This is a genomic window from Agrobacterium sp. ST15.13.015 (assembly GCF_027871645.1).
Lineage (GTDB): Bacteria > Pseudomonadota > Alphaproteobacteria > Rhizobiales > Rhizobiaceae > Agrobacterium > Agrobacterium leguminum.
Genome location: NZ_JAQAHF010000009.1, coordinates 97,259 through 111,960 on the forward strand (window position 1 = coordinate 97,259; position 14,702 = coordinate 111,960).

Sequence of the window (14,702 nt, forward strand, 5' to 3'; positions counted from 1 at the left end):
CATCGAACTGGTCAAGGGGTAATTTCGATGTTGACGATTTACGGTGTCTACCGTTCCCGTGCCACGCGCACGCTGTGGCTTGCGGGTGAACTGGGCATAGAATTCAAGCATGTGCCCGTGATACAGGCCCGCCGCCTTGCCGATCCGCTGGCTGCGGATGCGCCGCTCAACACGCTGTCTCCCGCATTTCTCGCCGTCAACCCGATGGGCACCATTCCCTGCATCGAGGATGACGGCATGGTGCTTTACGAATCCATGGCCATCAATCTCTACCTTGCCCGCAAATATGGCGGACCGCTCGCCCCCATCGACCTGAAGGAAGATGCGGCGATGCTGCAATGGTCCTTCTTTGCCGCTACCGAAATCGAGACCAATTCGCTGAAGATTTCCTCCGCCATCGCCGAAGGCCTGTCGGAAAGCGATAGCGGCAAGGCCGTGATCGATGTCGCCGCCCGTCTGCTGAAACGCCCCTTCCGGGTGCTGGAGCAGCATCTTTCCAGCCATGATTATCTGGTGGGCGACCGTTTCACCGTCGCCGATCTCAACGCGGCGGAAATCGTTCGTTACGCGCAGGGTCACAAGCCGCTGTTCGATGCCCATCCGGCGCTGAAAGCCTGGCTGGATCGCTGCCAGGCCCGCACAGCGTTCAAGACCATGTGGGATACGCGTGCGGCCGAGGCGGCCTGAGCGGTTAAGCCGCTTTTCCCTCCGTCATGCCGGACCTGATCCGGCATCCAGCCAGCCCAAGTCCTTGGGCTGAAAGGACTCTTCTCGCCGCGCAGACGCGCGTCGGCTGGATTCCGGCTCAGGGCCGGAATGACGGAAATACTGAGCCCCTCAGCCCCTCTCGCCCGCCAGCGCCCGCTGCACCGCCGGGCGGTCGTTCATGCGGCGGAAGTGGTCGTGCACTTTCGGGAAGCGGGCAATATCCACCCCATCGCTTTCCAGCCAGCCGGACATGACGAAAAGATAGGGATCGGCAACCGAATAGGCCGTGCCCAAAACCCATGGGCCGTGCAGCATGCCGTGCTCGATCAGTTCGAAGCACTCGCCCATGGTCTGCGGCACCTTGGCTTTCATATCGGCCAGCGAACTATCCTCATTCGCCCAGCGGCTGCCGCGCCGGCCATGCGCGTGGGCGACATGCACGGTGGAAGAAATGAAGGCGTTGAACGACTGCATCAGCGCGAATTCGAATGGATCGTCGAGCGGCGCGAGCTTCTTTTCCGGCGCCATCTGGGCGATGAAGGCGAGGATGGCGGGCGTCTCCGTCAGCACGCCGCTTGCCGTGGCCAATGCGGGCACGCGACCCTTCGGATTGATCTTTAAAAATGCCTCGGAGCGTTGCTCGCCCTCCGCGAAATTGACGCGGTGGGCCTTGTAAGGCAGGCCGGATTCCTCAAGCACGATATGGCTGGCGCGGGAGCAGGAACCGGGGGAGAAAAACAGTGTGAACATGGATATGCGACCTCCAAAGCAATGAAGCGCCCGCTTCTTCCTCATGCAGACGCCGCCCCTCGGCGGCCATGGGATGGCCGTCACACGCAGGGCACGCCATCATCGTGCCCGCAACCGGCCGCGTCAAAGGTTATTTAAAGCCCGACGACGCGGATATCGCCGACATGGATGCCGTTCCAGTTGCGCATCTGCCGGTTCGCCATGCCGCTCAAAGCCTGTTGCTCGGCGCTGCCTTCATCGAAATAGCGGGCCAGCAGTGCCGAGACCATGGCTTCCGCCGCCCGCGTCGTGCCGTCTTCGCATTTCACCGCCATGGCAATGCCCTTTTCCGGCAGGGCGGCGACGAAGACGCCCTCCGCGCCGGTCTTTGCGAAGATTTTTCCCGGCGCGATCTGCATCAGTTTCGTGCAGGCGCGGCCGGTACCCGCCACGTAAAAGGGCTCCGCCATGCAGGCCTCGACGAGACGGCGCGAGGCTTTCGCACGGCCCGGTTCCAGCCCCCTGCCCGTCGCCATCTTTGCGAAACCATGCGCCAGCCCTTTGAGCGGAACGGCATAGGTGGGGATGGAGCAGCCATCCACGCCGCAATTGTCCTGACCGAGAGCAGTACCCGTCAGGCTTGCCATCGTGGCGCGGATTTCCTGCTGCAGCGGGTGATCGTAACCGACATAGCCCTTGGGGTCAGTGCCGGTGTGGCAGCAGGCGCAGATGAAACCGGAATGTTTGCCGGAGCAATTATTGTGAAGCGCGGTCGGCTTTTCCAGCGTGCGGGCCTGATGGATGATGGTTTTCTGGTCGGAAGACCAGTGCGCACCGCATTCCAGCGTATCGGCATCCCTGCCCGCCTTCGCCAGCATCGAAGCGGCGAGCTCCACATGCGCGTCCTCGCCGGAATGGGAGGAGCAGGCAAGCGCCAGTTCGCGGTTGCCGAAGCCGTAGGCATCCGCAGCGCCGCTTTCCACCAGCGGCAGCGCCTGCATGGCCTTGCAGGCGGAACGCGGAAAGATGCCGCGCTCGATATCGCCCGCCGAAAACAGCACGCCGCCATCGCCATCCACCACCACGGTAAGGCCATGATGGCGGCTTTCCACGAGGTTGCCGCGGGTGACTTCGACGGTAACGGAATTGTTCATTTTCGCAGCCTCAAAAAATTCTGATTTCATGTGGTTGATACCGCAATTGATTTTTCGATGCACGGGGCTGTTCGTGAAATTTGCAAAACGTCTGCTGCTGGCGATTGCCGTTATCTATCTGCTTCCCGCGCTGGCATCGGCCGGGCTGTGGGCCATGAAAGACCATCCGCGCGGCTGGAACGCCGCAAGATGGTCGTCCTCCGGCATGCTACCGGCGGCGTCGAGCGATGGAGAAGCCGCCGTTTACATCTTTTCCGCCATGACCGGCGGCTTCAAGGGCTCCGTCGCCAGCCACGCCTGGGTCGTGCTGAAAAAGCCGGGTGCCGCGAGCTATGACCGTTATGACAAGGTGGGCTGGGGCACGCCGATCCGCCACAATGGTTATGCGGCGGATGCCTACTGGTATTCCAACATGCCGCGCCAGGTGGTGGCCATTCACGGTGCGGAAGCGGAAAAGCTGATCCCTAAGATCGAAAAGGCGATTGCTGACTATCCCTATGGCAAGCCGGGTGGATATCGCATCTATCCCGGCCCCAACTCCAACACCTTCGTCGCGCATGTGCTGCGCAGCGTGCCCGAGCTCGGCGTCGTGCTGCCGCCGGACGCGGTCGGCCGCGACTATCTGCCGGACGGCGCATTCTACCACATCGCCGACGACTGGAAGGATGCGAGCGTTTCGCTCGGCGGCCTGTTCGGCATTTCGGCCGGTGCGCGCAGCGGCTTCGAGATCAATTTCCTCGGTCTTGTCGCCGGCATCGATTTCAGCCGGCCCGGCGTGAAGATACCGGGGCTCGGTTACTTCGGCGTGGCGGGCATCCGCGCGTAAGCGGCTACGTTTCGCTGGGCTGAGCGGCGCGCCGGGCGCGGATGCTCTGGGCGATGAAGACCCGCGACAGGCCATGATAAAGCGGCTCGCGGGAGAAAAGCCGCGACGTCAGATATCCGAGCATCGATGCGGCCATGATGGGCATGACGCCTTCATGATTGCCGGTCATTTCAAGGATGATGACAAAGGCCGTCATCGGCGCCTGCACCACGCCCGCAAAATAACCCGCCATGCCGACGATGGCGCCAAGGCCGATGCTGGTTCCGAGCAAGGCTGCCATGGTGCTGCCGAAACCCGCGCCCACCGACAAAGACGGTGCGAAGATGCCGCCCGGAATACCCGACATCATGGCAAGGAACGTCGCCGCCAGTTTTTCGATGAAGAAGAATGCGGGCGCGGCCTCGCCCTCGATTGCCGCGCGTGCCTGTTCGTAACCGGTGCCGAAGGTCGCGCCGCCAGTCGCAATGCCGATGATGGCGGAGGCAAGGCCGCAGGCGGCGGCGACCGCCAGCATTCGCTTCAGCGGCATGGTCTGGGCAAAACGGCGGACGCGGGCGGAAAGACGCAAGGCGCCTGCGCTGAACAGCGCGCCGAACGCGCCGCCGCCAATGCCGCAGACAAGCACCAGCAGCCAGTCCGTCGTCGTTTTCGCCATCACCGAACTGGTGCCGAAATAGGTATAGCTGCCGACCAGCGCCAGCGAAGCGAGGCCCGACAGGATGACGGCAGTGAGAACGAGGCCATTGGCGCGGGATTCATAGGTCTTGCTCATCTCCTCGATGGCAAAGACGATGCCCGCCAGCGGCGTGTTGAAGGCCGCCGCGATGCCCGCCGCCGAGCCAGCGAGAATGAGACCCTTCGCCTGCGCCATGCCGCCCCAGCGGGCGGCCTGCAGCATGATCGAGGCGCCAACCTGAACGGTCGGGCCCTCACGGCCGATGGAGGCACCGGAGAGCAGGCCAGCAACGGTCAACACCACCTTGCCGAAAGCGAGCTTCAGCGACAGAAGTCGCGAACGGTCCGCATCTTCCCGCAGGTGCCGCGCGGCGATGGCCTGCGGGATGCCGCTGCCGCCGGCATTGGGGAAAACCGTGATCGCGAGCCAGGCGCAGAGCGTGAAGCCGAGCGGCGTGATGATGAGCGGCAGCAGAAACGCCCATTCGCCCGATGATGTCGCCGCAAAGAAAAGGTGCTGGGCCCGATCCGCCGCCCACGCAAACCCGACGCTGATAAGGCCAACGGCAATCGCGCCAATCCAGAAAACCGCCCTCGGCCTCCACACCCGCCACGAACCCCACACAACACGGGAACGGCGGAGCATCTTCAGCTTTTTGTAGTCGACGGGCATGGCGGTCCAGATCGGTGATTTTGGTATTGTTTCTCGGGCGGGATGCCCGTTTATCTGCCTCCCTGGGCTCGATTGCAAGGTTTTGCATTTGACAGGTCGCCCCTATCGGCGCATTCTTTGCATCGCAATTGCAACGCACGGAGACGTAGACATGAAAACGGCAACGATCCCTTCGCTGCGGGTGACGGCGGATTTTCGCGAGGCTGCTGAAAGCGTGCTGAAGGAAGGCGAGACGCTTTCTTCCTTCGTTGAAGAGTCCGTGCGCAGGCAGGTGGAAATCCGTAAATCCCAGGCGGAATTCATTGCGCGCGGGCTGGCGTCACTCGAAGAAGCGGAGCGCACCGGCGTTTATTATAGCACCGACGATGTTCTTTCGATGATGCAAAAGAAACTTGATGCTGCGAAAGCCGCGAAGCGGAAATGACGTATGAGCTTCGCTATACCGAAGAAGCCTTGGCTGATTTTGATCGCATCTATGATTTTCTGATCGCCTACGACATCGACGTGGCTGAGAAAGCGATCCGCGCCATAAGAGCAGGACTGGAGATTCTCGGCGATTTTCCTTTCAGCTGCCGCAAGGCATCCCCGGAAAACAGCCTGATACGCGAACTCCTCATACCGTTCGGTTCATCAGGCTATATCGTGCTGTTCCGCATTGATGGCCCGAAAACCGTCACCATTGCCGCCGTCCGCCACCAGCGCGAGGACGATTACCATTGATCCTTACCGGTCGCTCACGGCCGCGCGCGGGTTTACCCACGGTTCCTGATTGGAGCGCGGCAGCGGGGTCTTGCCGAGAATATGATCCGCCGCCTTTTCGCCGGTCATGATCGACGGGCCGTTGAGGTTGCCATAGGTCACATGCGGGAAGATCGAGCTGTCCGCCACTCTCAAGCCCTCAACGCCAATCACCCGGCATTCGGGATCGACGACGGCCATCGGGTCGTCCCTGTCGCCCATGCGGCAGGTGCCGCAGGGGTGATAGGCGCTTTCCAGATGCTCGCGCAAAAAGGCGTCGATCTCCTCATCCGTCTCCACATTTTCGCCGGGCTGGATTTCCGGTCCGCGAAAATCGTCAAAGGCTTTCTGGCTGAAGATATCGCGCGTCAGGCGCACGCAATGGCGGAATTTTTCCCAGTCTTCCGGGTGGCTCATATAGTTGAAGCGGATGACCGGGTCGTCATGTGGGTCTGCGGAACGCAAGGTAACATTCCCGCGCGATTTCGACAGGTTGTAACCTACATGCACCTGAAAACCATGGCTTTTCGCCGCCGCTTTGCCATCATAGGAAATGGCAACGGGCAGGAAATGATACTGGATGTCAGGCTGCTTCAGACCGGCTGCTGAGCGCAGGAAAGCACAGGCCTCGAACTGGTTGGAAGCGCCAAGCCCGCCTTTCGACAGCAGCCATTGCGCACCCGCCACGCCCTGCCAGAACCATGGCAGCCAGGAATAAAGCGAGACCGGCTTGGTGGAGACCTGCTGGAAATAAAACTCCATATGGTCCTGAAGGTTCTCGCCCACGCCCGGGCGATCCGCCTTCACCTCGATGCCCATGTCTTTCAGGTGCGCGGCGGGGCCGATGCCTGAGAGCATCAGCAGTTTCGGCGAATTGAAGGAGGATGCCGAGACGATGACCTCGCGATTGGCCGTAATGGTTTCCACCACGCCCTTGCGCTCGATCTCGACACCAACCGCGCGGCCGTTCTCGATGACGATCTTGCGGGCGAAACCGTTGACCAGCGTGACATTGCCGCGCTTCAGCGCCGGTTTGAGATAGGCATTCGCGGCGGACCAGCGACGGCCATTGTGGATGGTCTGCTCCATCAGGCCGAACCCCTCCTGCTTGGAGCCGTTATAGTCGTCGGTCAGTTCGAAACCGGCCTCAGCGCCCGCCTGAATGAAGGCGTGGAACAGCGGATTGTTGACCGGGCCGCGCTGCACATGCAGCGGCCCGTCCGTGCCGCGCCAGCCTTCTTCGCCGCCATGGCTGTGTTCCATGCGCTTGAAGTAAGGCAGCACATCCGCATAGGCCCAGCCATGCGCGCCAAGCTCTTCCCAGCGGTTGAAATCCTCGGCATGGCCGCGCACGTAAACGAGGCCGTTGATGGAGGACGAACCGCCGATAACCTTGCCGCGCGGGGCCGTGATGCGGCGATTGTCGAGGTTCGGCTCGGGCTCGGAGAGATAGCCCCAATTATAGCGCTTCATGCTCATCGGCCATGCGAGTGCGGCCGGCATCTGGATGAAGGGGCCGAAATCCGAACCGCCGGCCTCGATGACGATCACCGAATAGCGGCCGTCTTCCGACAGGCGATAGGCGATGGCGGAGCCTGCGGAACCCGAACCGACGATGACGTAGTCTGCTTGCATGATCTGCTCTCTCCGATGAGCGTTGGTTCCGATGACCGTATGCGGCTGGGTTTCACCCCCCTCTGCCCTGCCGGACATCTCCCCCTCAAGGGGGGAGATGTCCGGCAGGGCAGAGGGGGGTAAGCCCCACGCACCGCCCCATCAATAAGGCGCGTCCACCTTCCCCGTGCTCACATAAACCGTCTTCAGCTCACTATAATGCTCCAGCGCGGCGGCCGAATTCTCCCGCCCGAAGCCGGATTGCTTGGAACCGCCGAAGGGGATTTCGACCGGGCAGAGATTATAGGTATTGATCCACAGCGTGCCCGCTTCCAGCTGGTCGACCACGCGATGGGCGCGGGCGAGATCGGCGGTGAAGACGCCGCCGGCGAGACCGAATTCGGTGGCGTTGGCGCGAGCGAGAACCTCGTCCTCATCGTCGAAATCCAGCACGCACATGACCGGGCCGAAGATTTCCTCACGGGCGATGGTCATGTCGTCGGTCACATCGGCGAAGACGGTCGGCTGCACATAAGCGCCCTCGCCCGAGACGTTGTTGGGAATGCCGCCGCCGGTGATGAGCGTCGCGCCCTCTGCCTTACCCTTTTCGATATAGGAAAGTACCTTCTCCTGCTGGACCTTGGAGACCAGCGGGCCGAGACGGGTGGCGTAGTCGAGCGGATCGCCGAGGATCATCGCCTCCGTGCGGCGCTTCAGATTGTCGAGGAAACGCTCCTTCGCCTTTTTCTGCACAAAGACGCGGGTGCCGTTGGAGCAGACCTGGCCGGAGGAATAGAAATTGCCGAGCATGGCCCCGCCCACCGCGCTTTCGATATCGGCATCGTCGAACACGATCAGCGGCGACTTGCCGCCGAGTTCCATCGTCACGTGCTTCAGATGCCCGGCAGCGGCGGCGGCTACCTTGCGGCCGGTCGGGACTGAGCCGGTAAGCGAGACCTTGGCCACATCCGGGTGGTTAACGAGCAGCGGGCCGGTATCGCGATCCCCCTGGATGACGTTGAACAGGCCTTTGGGCAGGCCGGCTTCGATGAGGATTTCGGCGATCTTCAAGGCGCCGAGCGGGGTGTTTTCCGAAGGTTTGAAGACCATGGCATTGCCGGCGACCAGCGCAGGCGCGGCCTTCCAGCAGGCGATCTGCTGCGGATAGTTCCACGCGCCGATGCCGACGCAGACGCCGAGCGGCACGCGCTTGGTATAGGCAAAATCGCCGCCGAGGGGGATGTAATCGCCGTTCAGCGCGGAAGGGGCGATGCCGCCGAAAAATTCGAAGGCATCCGCGCCGGAGGTCGGGTCGGCGACCATGGTTTCCTGAATGGGCTTGCCGGTATCCAGCGTCTCCAGCGTGGACAACGCATCGTTGCGCTCGCGCATGATATCGGCGGCGCGTTTGAGGATGCGGCCGCGCGCCATCGGGCTCATCGCCGCCCATTCCTTCTGCGCCCGTTTGGCCGAGACGATGGCGCGCTCGACGATGGCAGGCGTTGCCGCATGCAGCCTTGCAATCACCTCGCCGGTGGCCGGGAAGATGCTCTCGAACGGCGTGCCGGTCGTGTCTTCGACATACACCCCGTCGATGAAATGCGAGGCTTTCGGCTGCGCCTTCAGCGGCGTCGCGATAGTCATGTCGAAGTCTCCTTAAAGAACGCGGATGGACGGCTTTGGGCGCTGTCCATCGGGAAAAGATTTGAGCTGCATGTCGAAATAATCCTCGACAAGCGCCGGTGCGGAGGCAAGGCCGAGCGGCGCCGAGCGCAGGCTGTGGCGAATATAAAGCCCGTCGATCAAGGCGGCCGCGCCTTCCGCGATGCGCGCGGCATCGTCTGGCGGGCAAAGCCGGTTGAGGCTCGCCATGAGGTTGGAGCGCAGACGGCGCGAATATAGCACGAGCAGGCGGCGGGTTTCTTCCGAGCGCTGCGCCTCGACATAAAAGGCAAGCCACGCCGCCACCGTTTCGGGCGTGAACTGGTCGCTCTGGAAGGAGACATGCACGATGGCGCTCAACCTTTCACGCGGGCCGGAAGCGCGGGTCAAAGCCGCCACCGCATCACGCCTGAGATCGCGCAGCAGGCTGCGAATGGTTTCCAGCAGAAGCTGCTGCTTGCTGCCGAAATAATGGTGCGCGAGCGCCGCCGACACGCCCGCTTCCCGGGCGATATCCGACATCGTCACATTCAGCGAACCATGGTGGCCTATGGTGCGAAGCGCCGCATCCACCAGCGCCTTCCGGCGCAGAGGCTCCATTCCGATCTTGGGCATAGGCGTCTCCTTGATGGCGGCAAAATATTCTTGATTGATCGATCAATCAATAAAAAACGCGCCATTTTATGTCGCTGATTTGCGATGGATCATATTTTCCGCCGGCGGACAGTGATAGTTTCGCAGGCATCGGCCAGCGCGGCGAGCCCCATGCTGCCGCCCGGTTCACGGGGGAAAAACTAAACCGTGATATACTGCGAATTGGGAATGGAATGCGTTTCGTGCTAATATCGCTGATGATACAAATTTCGCTGGAAGCGGCGCCAGACGAAAGACGATAAAAACGCCCGCCTAGACCACGACGGCGCCCGATCCGCAAACCGGACATCGAAGGACCGATCGCAGCGTTTAAAGAAGGGAGTGATATCATGCCAATGGTAACAGTATCGATTTCCCCGGAACAGGCAGCAAGGATGCGTGAGGCCGTGAATTGCGGAGCCTATGCTTCCGGCAGTGAGGTCGTTCGTGAGGCCCTGCGCCTGTGGGCGGCCTCCACCGCGCAGGGCACCGGATCGGCTTCAAGACCAGCGGCGGATGCGGACCGGGAGCGGCTCAACGTTGCGGACCTTTACGCCGCACACACCGGACATGCGCGAAGGGCCTGAACCGCCGCGCAACAACCTTTAATATCCAAGGGGTTGTTATAAAAGGTTCACGAAAGCTTCACAGTGGTGAAAGCTTTTGTTGACCTGTGATCTGCAATTGTTTGCCCAAAAATAATGGGCGCCCAAGGATTTAAAACCGGGCGTAAGAACATGAGCGGAGAGACATATGCAGGCCGTCACGCTGGAGAACGATGTCATAAGGCGTTTTGCCTCCGGGCACATGTTTCCCATGGCGAAACTGGTGCTCGAGACGGCGTTTCAGCCGATTGTAGAGGCGACGACAGGCACGATTTTTGGTTATGAATCGCTGATGCGCGGCCATGACCGGCTCGGTTTTTCCAATCCGCTGGCGCTTCTCGACCAGGCTGCCGCCGATGGCGAGCTGAAGGCCTTCGAGCAGATGCTGGCGAGCCGCGCTCTCGCAAAATTCTCCACCCTGCCCGATTTCTCCTCCGCCACCCTGTTCCTCAATCTGGATGTGCGGCTGATCCCGCATGGCGACGCCATTCTCGACAAGCTCGTCGGCCATCTGGCGCGGGCGGGCATTCCCGCATCCTCCATCTGCTTTGAGCTTTCCGAACGTTTCGACAATACCAGCGTGCCGGAATTCACGGCGCTGATTGCCCGCATGCGCAAGGAAGGCTTCAAGCTGGCCATCGACGATTTCGGCGCCGGTCATGGCGAGATGAAGCTGCTGTGTGATTTCCCGCTGGATTACCTGAAGATCGACCGGCATTTCATCACCGGCGTCGACCAATTGCCGCGCAAGCAGCACCTTGTGCGCAACATCGTCAACATCGCCCATGTTCTTGGTGTGCGGGTCATTGCGGAAGGCATCGAAACCGAAGCGGAGTTTCTGACCTGCCGCGAATTCGGCGTCGATCTGGTGCAGGGCTGGCTGATCGCGAGGCCCACGGTCTTCACCAGCGAGCTGCCGGAGAGCTTTCCCCACATCAACCGCATGGGCGTGGCGCGGCGCAGCAGCCAGACGCTGGATGAGATTCTCATTCGCCGCGAAATCGAGCGTCTTCCGACCGTCTTCGAGCATGACAGCGTCGACAGCGTCTTCGAACTGTTCCGCAGAAATCCGCAGCAGGCGTTTTTCCCGGTTCTCAACGCCAATGGCGAACCGCGCGGCGTCATCAACGAATATCACCTCAAGGAATATATCTACCGACCCTTCGGCCGCGACCTGCTCAAGAACAAGATCTACGAGCGCACCATTTCCCATTTCGTCGATCCCGCGCCGATTGTCGGCCTCGATGCGGATGCCGATCAATTGATGAACATGTTCGCCAGCATGGGCGGCAGCGCCTGCATCATCCTCACCGAAAACATGCGTTACGCCGGCATTGTTTCCGCCGCTTCGCTCATCAAAGTCATCAATGAAAAACAGCTGAAGATGGCGCAGGATCAGAACCCGCTGACGGCGCTGCCCGGCAACCGCGCGATTGGCGGTTTCATTGCCGACCGTTGCAGCGATGGCGACGAGGCGCGCTTCTTCTGTTATTGCGACTTCGATAATTTCAAACCCTTCAACGACAAATACGGCTTCAACGCTGGCGACCACGCCATCACCCTGTTTTCGGCCCTGATGCGCCGTTACTTTTTTGCCGGCGATTGTTTCCTCGGCCATATCGGCGGCGACGATTTTTTCATCGGCGTGCGTGACTGGACGGTGGAGGAGCTGACGGAAATCCTCGAGCGGCTGCTCAGCGATTTTCACGACGACGTCGCCGAACTCTATTCGGACGAGGACCGCGCCGCCGGCTGCATGAAGGGCCAGGACCGCCACGGCAATGAGCGGGACTTCGCGCTGCTACGCTGCTCCATTGGCGTTCTGACCTTGCCGAAAGGGTTGATCATCGCCAATCCCGAGCGGATCGGCAGCGAGATCGCTGGCGTGAAGGCGGCTGCGAAGGAAAACGAAGGCGGTCTCGTCGTCCGGGTCTTCGGCGAGACAAATTGACACTCGTGACAAACGGCCTCCTTCCCTAAGCGGCGCATCTGACCTACATCTTCAGGCGACGCCGACACGTGAGGAGTTGCCACTGACCATGCCCGACACCAAGACCCTGCCCGAAACAATGCGCTTCATCGACCTCCCTTCCCATGGCGGCCCGGAGGTGATGCGGCTTTCGCAAGCGCCTTTGCCGAAGCCCGCAAAAGGCGAGGTTCTGGTAAAGGTCGAGGCGGCGGGCGTCAACCGGCCGGATGTGGCACAGCGGCAGGGCACCTATCCGCCGCCGAAGGATGCAAGCCCGATCCTGGGCCTTGAAATCGCCGGCGAGGTGGTTGCTCTGGGTGAAGGCGTTACCGAATTCAAGCTGGGCGACAAAGTCTGCGCGCTCGCCAATGGCGGCGGCTATGCGCAATATTGCACCGTGCCGGCCGGGCAGGCCCTGCCCTTCCCGAAGGGTTACGACGCCGTCAAAGCCGCGGCTTTGCCGGAAACCTTCTTCACCGTCTGGGCCAACCTCTTCCAGATGGCGGGCCTCACCGAAGGGGAAAGCGTCCTTATCCATGGCGGCACCAGCGGCATCGGCACGACGGCCATCCAGCTTGCCAAAGCCTTCGGCGCGGAAGTCTATGCCACGGCGGGTTCTGCGGAAAAATGCGAAGCCTGCGTGAAGCTCGGCGCCAAACGGGCGATCAACTACCGCGAGGAGGATTTCGCCGAAGTCGTTAAAGCCGAAACCGGCGGCAAGGGCGTCGATGTCGTTCTCGACATGATCGGTGCGGCCTATTTCGAAAAGAACCTTTCGGCACTCGCCAAGGACGGCTGCCTGTCCATCATCGCCTTTCTGGGCGGCGCCGTGGCCGAAAAGGTCAACCTCACCCCCATCATGGTCAAACGCCTCACCGTCACGGGCTCCACCATGCGCCCCCGCACGGCCGACGAAAAACGCGCCATCCGCGACGACCTCGTCGCAGAGGTCTGGCCACTCATTGAAAGCGGTCAGCTGGCACCTGTCATCAACCGGGTCTTCACGCTGGATGAGGTCGTGGAAGCGCACCGGCTGATGGAAAGCAGCAGCCATATCGGCAAGATCTTGATGCGGGTGTCGTGAGGTTATCGATGCATCTAAAAACACAAGAGCGTCCAACCTGCCTCGCGCCCGGAGGTGCCGATGTAAGGGCGCAAATGTTTCTATGGTGACAAAGGGATAGTTTCTAAAGCAAGCCGCCAGCCTTTTGGGGGGCTGAAAAAAGTCTCGTTTATTTTCGTGGTTTGTATGTTCAATGGAACTAGCAAAAGGATTTTCCCACGTGCTTTGGGGTCCTCGCGGGTTTCCCACATGCTGCGAAACTGATGCTCTGTAAGTTGACGGTTCCCCCAAGACGGGTCACCCAGATTTACCACCCCATCCAGGCGTATGCCTCGAATAACGGTGAAATGGTCCTCTCCCCGATATTTGAGATATGCGATAGCGGGTATTTTCAATTGTTTCAAATCTTGAAACGACAGGGCCAAACCAGCGCCTTTGAACCCGTATTGAGGAGCCACCGCCGCCATATCTTCAAAAGATGCCTTACCGTCCTTGCCTATGGAATCAAGAAGCTCTTTTTCGGTAGTAGCCATACCGTAGAAACTATTAAAAACTGTAGCCAGAGATGCTGCCCCGCAAGAATAGTCCAGCTCTTGCTTTACGACCTTAAAGTCCCTTAGCGCTTTCCAGGACGTTACATTTATTCGTCCCCCATATTGCGGGTTGCCAATATCGGCAGCGACAACCCTCGACATCGGATTAGAGACGATTGCAATAAATCCAATTACTGCAATCGCCAAACTCTCAAATTTTATCATTTTGAATAGTACCAACTCGCGTCGGCAAGGGGAAATCTGCGAGCTATATCGTCATCCGGATTGGCTACGAGGATGAAACTATCATCGTCGTATCTGAACAATAATGTATCTTGTGCATTCTTCTCCAGATATTCTCTGTAATTGACGGGAACTTCAGGGGTTCCTTTAGTCGCTATGACAGTTGGAATCTCTCCCCAAAGATCTTTATCAACTATCTCGTCTATGAATTTTTTTTCGATAGGCAGAATTTTCTCACTATTTTTTTTTATAACTATTCTCCATTGATCTTTCGTTTCCATAAGCATTTTTCGGACTTCGTCGAAGTACTCCGGTGCGATTGACTTCACTACGCGCATATTTACCTCCGTAAGTTAGAAAGGCTCCCGGTGGAACCGGGAGATTATTCTTTAAGGTGCGGAACTTTCGTCATCCCACACGTAAATTGCTCCAAGTGTTACTGTCAGTATGTCCGCCAAGGAGCGTTCCATGGTCGGTGCCCGCCCCAATCGCGGCTAGAAATAGCTCCCAAGTGAAAATGTAGCATCGTCGGGGATGGATTGGCTCGATAGTCCATTCGGAAGCCATAGCCACCGCAAATAACGCCGCATATCCTTCCACCGCCGCCCGGACTGAGCAATTTAAATGCAGAGCCCTCGGTTTCCTTCATTTCCTTTTGCGAAAGCGGAGTCGCAGAAACTACTTCAAAGGACTGAATTCGCTTCTGGGCCGCCTCTGACTTGATCTTTACGGGCTTCAGAGAACGAGATTCTTTGGCCGTAGCGTGAACCCCACCGAATGCAAACTGAATATCGGTTGCATTAAGTTTATCAGCCATCGCTGGCGCGGCTACAAGCGAAATAAATAGCAATAAGGCATGCGCAATAAACTTCATTCT

General features: G+C 59.8%; 16 protein-coding genes. 7 read left to right on the forward strand and 9 right to left on the reverse strand.

Features of this window, described 5'->3' with window-relative positions:
• Positions 1–27 precede the first annotated feature (27 nt).
• Positions 28–687, forward strand: coding sequence for a glutathione S-transferase family protein (locus tag PIB16_RS15460; RefSeq protein WP_078051120.1), 660 nt, complete (start codon positions 28–30; stop codon positions 685–687).
• A 150-nt stretch (positions 688–837) separates the two neighbouring features.
• On the opposite strand, the gene PIB16_RS15465 is transcribed toward PIB16_RS15460, so the two are convergent.
• Positions 838–1,458, reverse strand: a complete 621-nt coding sequence (locus PIB16_RS15465) for a glutathione S-transferase family protein (protein WP_078051121.1) — start codon at positions 1,456–1,458, stop codon at positions 838–840.
• Positions 1,459–1,592: 134 nt separating this feature from the next.
• Positions 1,593–2,591, reverse strand: a complete 999-nt coding sequence (locus PIB16_RS15470) for an asparaginase (RefSeq protein ID WP_271045826.1) — start codon at positions 2,589–2,591, stop codon at positions 1,593–1,595.
• 73 nt (positions 2,592–2,664) lie between these two features.
• On the opposite strand from PIB16_RS15470, the gene PIB16_RS15475 reads away from it, so the two are divergent.
• Entirely contained in the window at positions 2,665–3,417 is a 753-nt protein-coding gene (locus tag PIB16_RS15475; protein WP_271045827.1) for a DUF3750 domain-containing protein, read from the forward strand.
• A gap of 4 nt (positions 3,418–3,421) precedes the next feature.
• Here PIB16_RS15475 and PIB16_RS15480 read toward each other — a convergent pair whose 3' ends face one another.
• The gene (locus PIB16_RS15480) at positions 3,422–4,765 is read right to left on the reverse strand and encodes a chloride channel protein (RefSeq protein WP_271045828.1); all 1,344 of its coding nucleotides are present in this window, start codon (positions 4,763–4,765) and stop codon (positions 3,422–3,424) included.
• Positions 4,766–4,916: 151 nt separating this feature from the next.
• On the opposite strand from PIB16_RS15480, the gene PIB16_RS15485 reads away from it, so the two are divergent.
• Complete coding sequence (locus PIB16_RS15485) at positions 4,917–5,189, forward strand: YlcI/YnfO family protein (protein ID WP_065654276.1); 273 nt, start codon at positions 4,917–4,919, stop codon at positions 5,187–5,189.
• Positions 5,186–5,485: a type II toxin-antitoxin system RelE/ParE family toxin gene (locus PIB16_RS15490; protein WP_125144693.1), complete on the forward strand. Its 300-nt coding sequence runs from the start codon at positions 5,186–5,188 to the stop codon at positions 5,483–5,485. The genes PIB16_RS15485 and PIB16_RS15490 overlap by 4 nt, the downstream gene beginning before the upstream one ends.
• Positions 5,486–5,488: 3 nt before the next feature.
• Here PIB16_RS15490 and betA read toward each other — a convergent pair whose 3' ends face one another.
• The 3 genes from betA to betI all read right to left on the reverse strand — a co-directional run bounded on the left by betA (position 5,489) and on the right by betI (position 9,394).
• Positions 5,489–7,138: a choline dehydrogenase gene (gene betA, locus PIB16_RS15495; RefSeq protein WP_065654278.1), complete on the reverse strand. Its 1,650-nt coding sequence runs from the start codon at positions 7,136–7,138 to the stop codon at positions 5,489–5,491.
• A 141-nt stretch (positions 7,139–7,279) separates the two neighbouring features.
• On the reverse strand, positions 7,280–8,743 hold the full coding sequence (gene betB, locus PIB16_RS15500) for a betaine-aldehyde dehydrogenase (RefSeq protein ID WP_271045919.1): 1,464 nt from the start codon (positions 8,741–8,743) through the stop codon (positions 7,280–7,282).
• Positions 8,744–8,773: 30 nt separating this feature from the next.
• On the reverse strand, positions 8,774–9,394 hold the full coding sequence (betI, locus tag PIB16_RS15505; RefSeq protein WP_065654279.1) for a transcriptional regulator BetI: 621 nt from the start codon (positions 9,392–9,394) through the stop codon (positions 8,774–8,776).
• 368 nt (positions 9,395–9,762) lie between these two features.
• Here betI and PIB16_RS15510 point away from each other — a divergent pair, with 368 nt between their 5' ends.
• The 3 genes from PIB16_RS15510 to PIB16_RS15520 all read left to right on the forward strand — a co-directional run bounded on the left by PIB16_RS15510 (position 9,763) and on the right by PIB16_RS15520 (position 13,070).
• On the forward strand, positions 9,763–9,999 hold the full coding sequence (locus tag PIB16_RS15510; RefSeq protein WP_080856059.1) for a ribbon-helix-helix domain-containing protein: 237 nt from the start codon (positions 9,763–9,765) through the stop codon (positions 9,997–9,999).
• Positions 10,000–10,165: 166 nt separating this feature from the next.
• Entirely contained in the window at positions 10,166–11,968 is a 1,803-nt protein-coding gene (locus PIB16_RS15515; protein WP_065654280.1) for a GGDEF domain-containing protein, read from the forward strand.
• Positions 11,969–12,056: 88 nt separating this feature from the next.
• Complete coding sequence (locus PIB16_RS15520) at positions 12,057–13,070, forward strand: NAD(P)H-quinone oxidoreductase (protein ID WP_271045829.1); 1,014 nt, start codon at positions 12,057–12,059, stop codon at positions 13,068–13,070.
• An 80-nt stretch (positions 13,071–13,150) separates the two neighbouring features.
• On the opposite strand, the gene PIB16_RS15525 is transcribed toward PIB16_RS15520, so the two are convergent.
• From PIB16_RS15525 to PIB16_RS15535, 3 genes are all read right to left on the reverse strand, one after another.
• Positions 13,151–13,807 (reverse strand): C39 family peptidase, encoded by a 657-nt coding sequence (locus tag PIB16_RS15525; RefSeq protein ID WP_271045830.1) that lies wholly within the window; start codon positions 13,805–13,807, stop codon positions 13,151–13,153.
• A complete protein-coding gene (locus tag PIB16_RS15530; RefSeq protein ID WP_271045831.1) occupies positions 13,804–14,163 on the reverse strand; it encodes a hypothetical protein in 360 nt (119 codons plus the stop codon). The genes PIB16_RS15525 and PIB16_RS15530 overlap by 4 nt, the downstream gene beginning before the upstream one ends.
• Before the next feature lie 104 nt (positions 14,164–14,267).
• Positions 14,268–14,699: a hypothetical protein gene (locus PIB16_RS15535; RefSeq protein WP_271045832.1), complete on the reverse strand. Its 432-nt coding sequence runs from the start codon at positions 14,697–14,699 to the stop codon at positions 14,268–14,270.
• Positions 14,700–14,702: the final 3 nt, after the last annotated feature.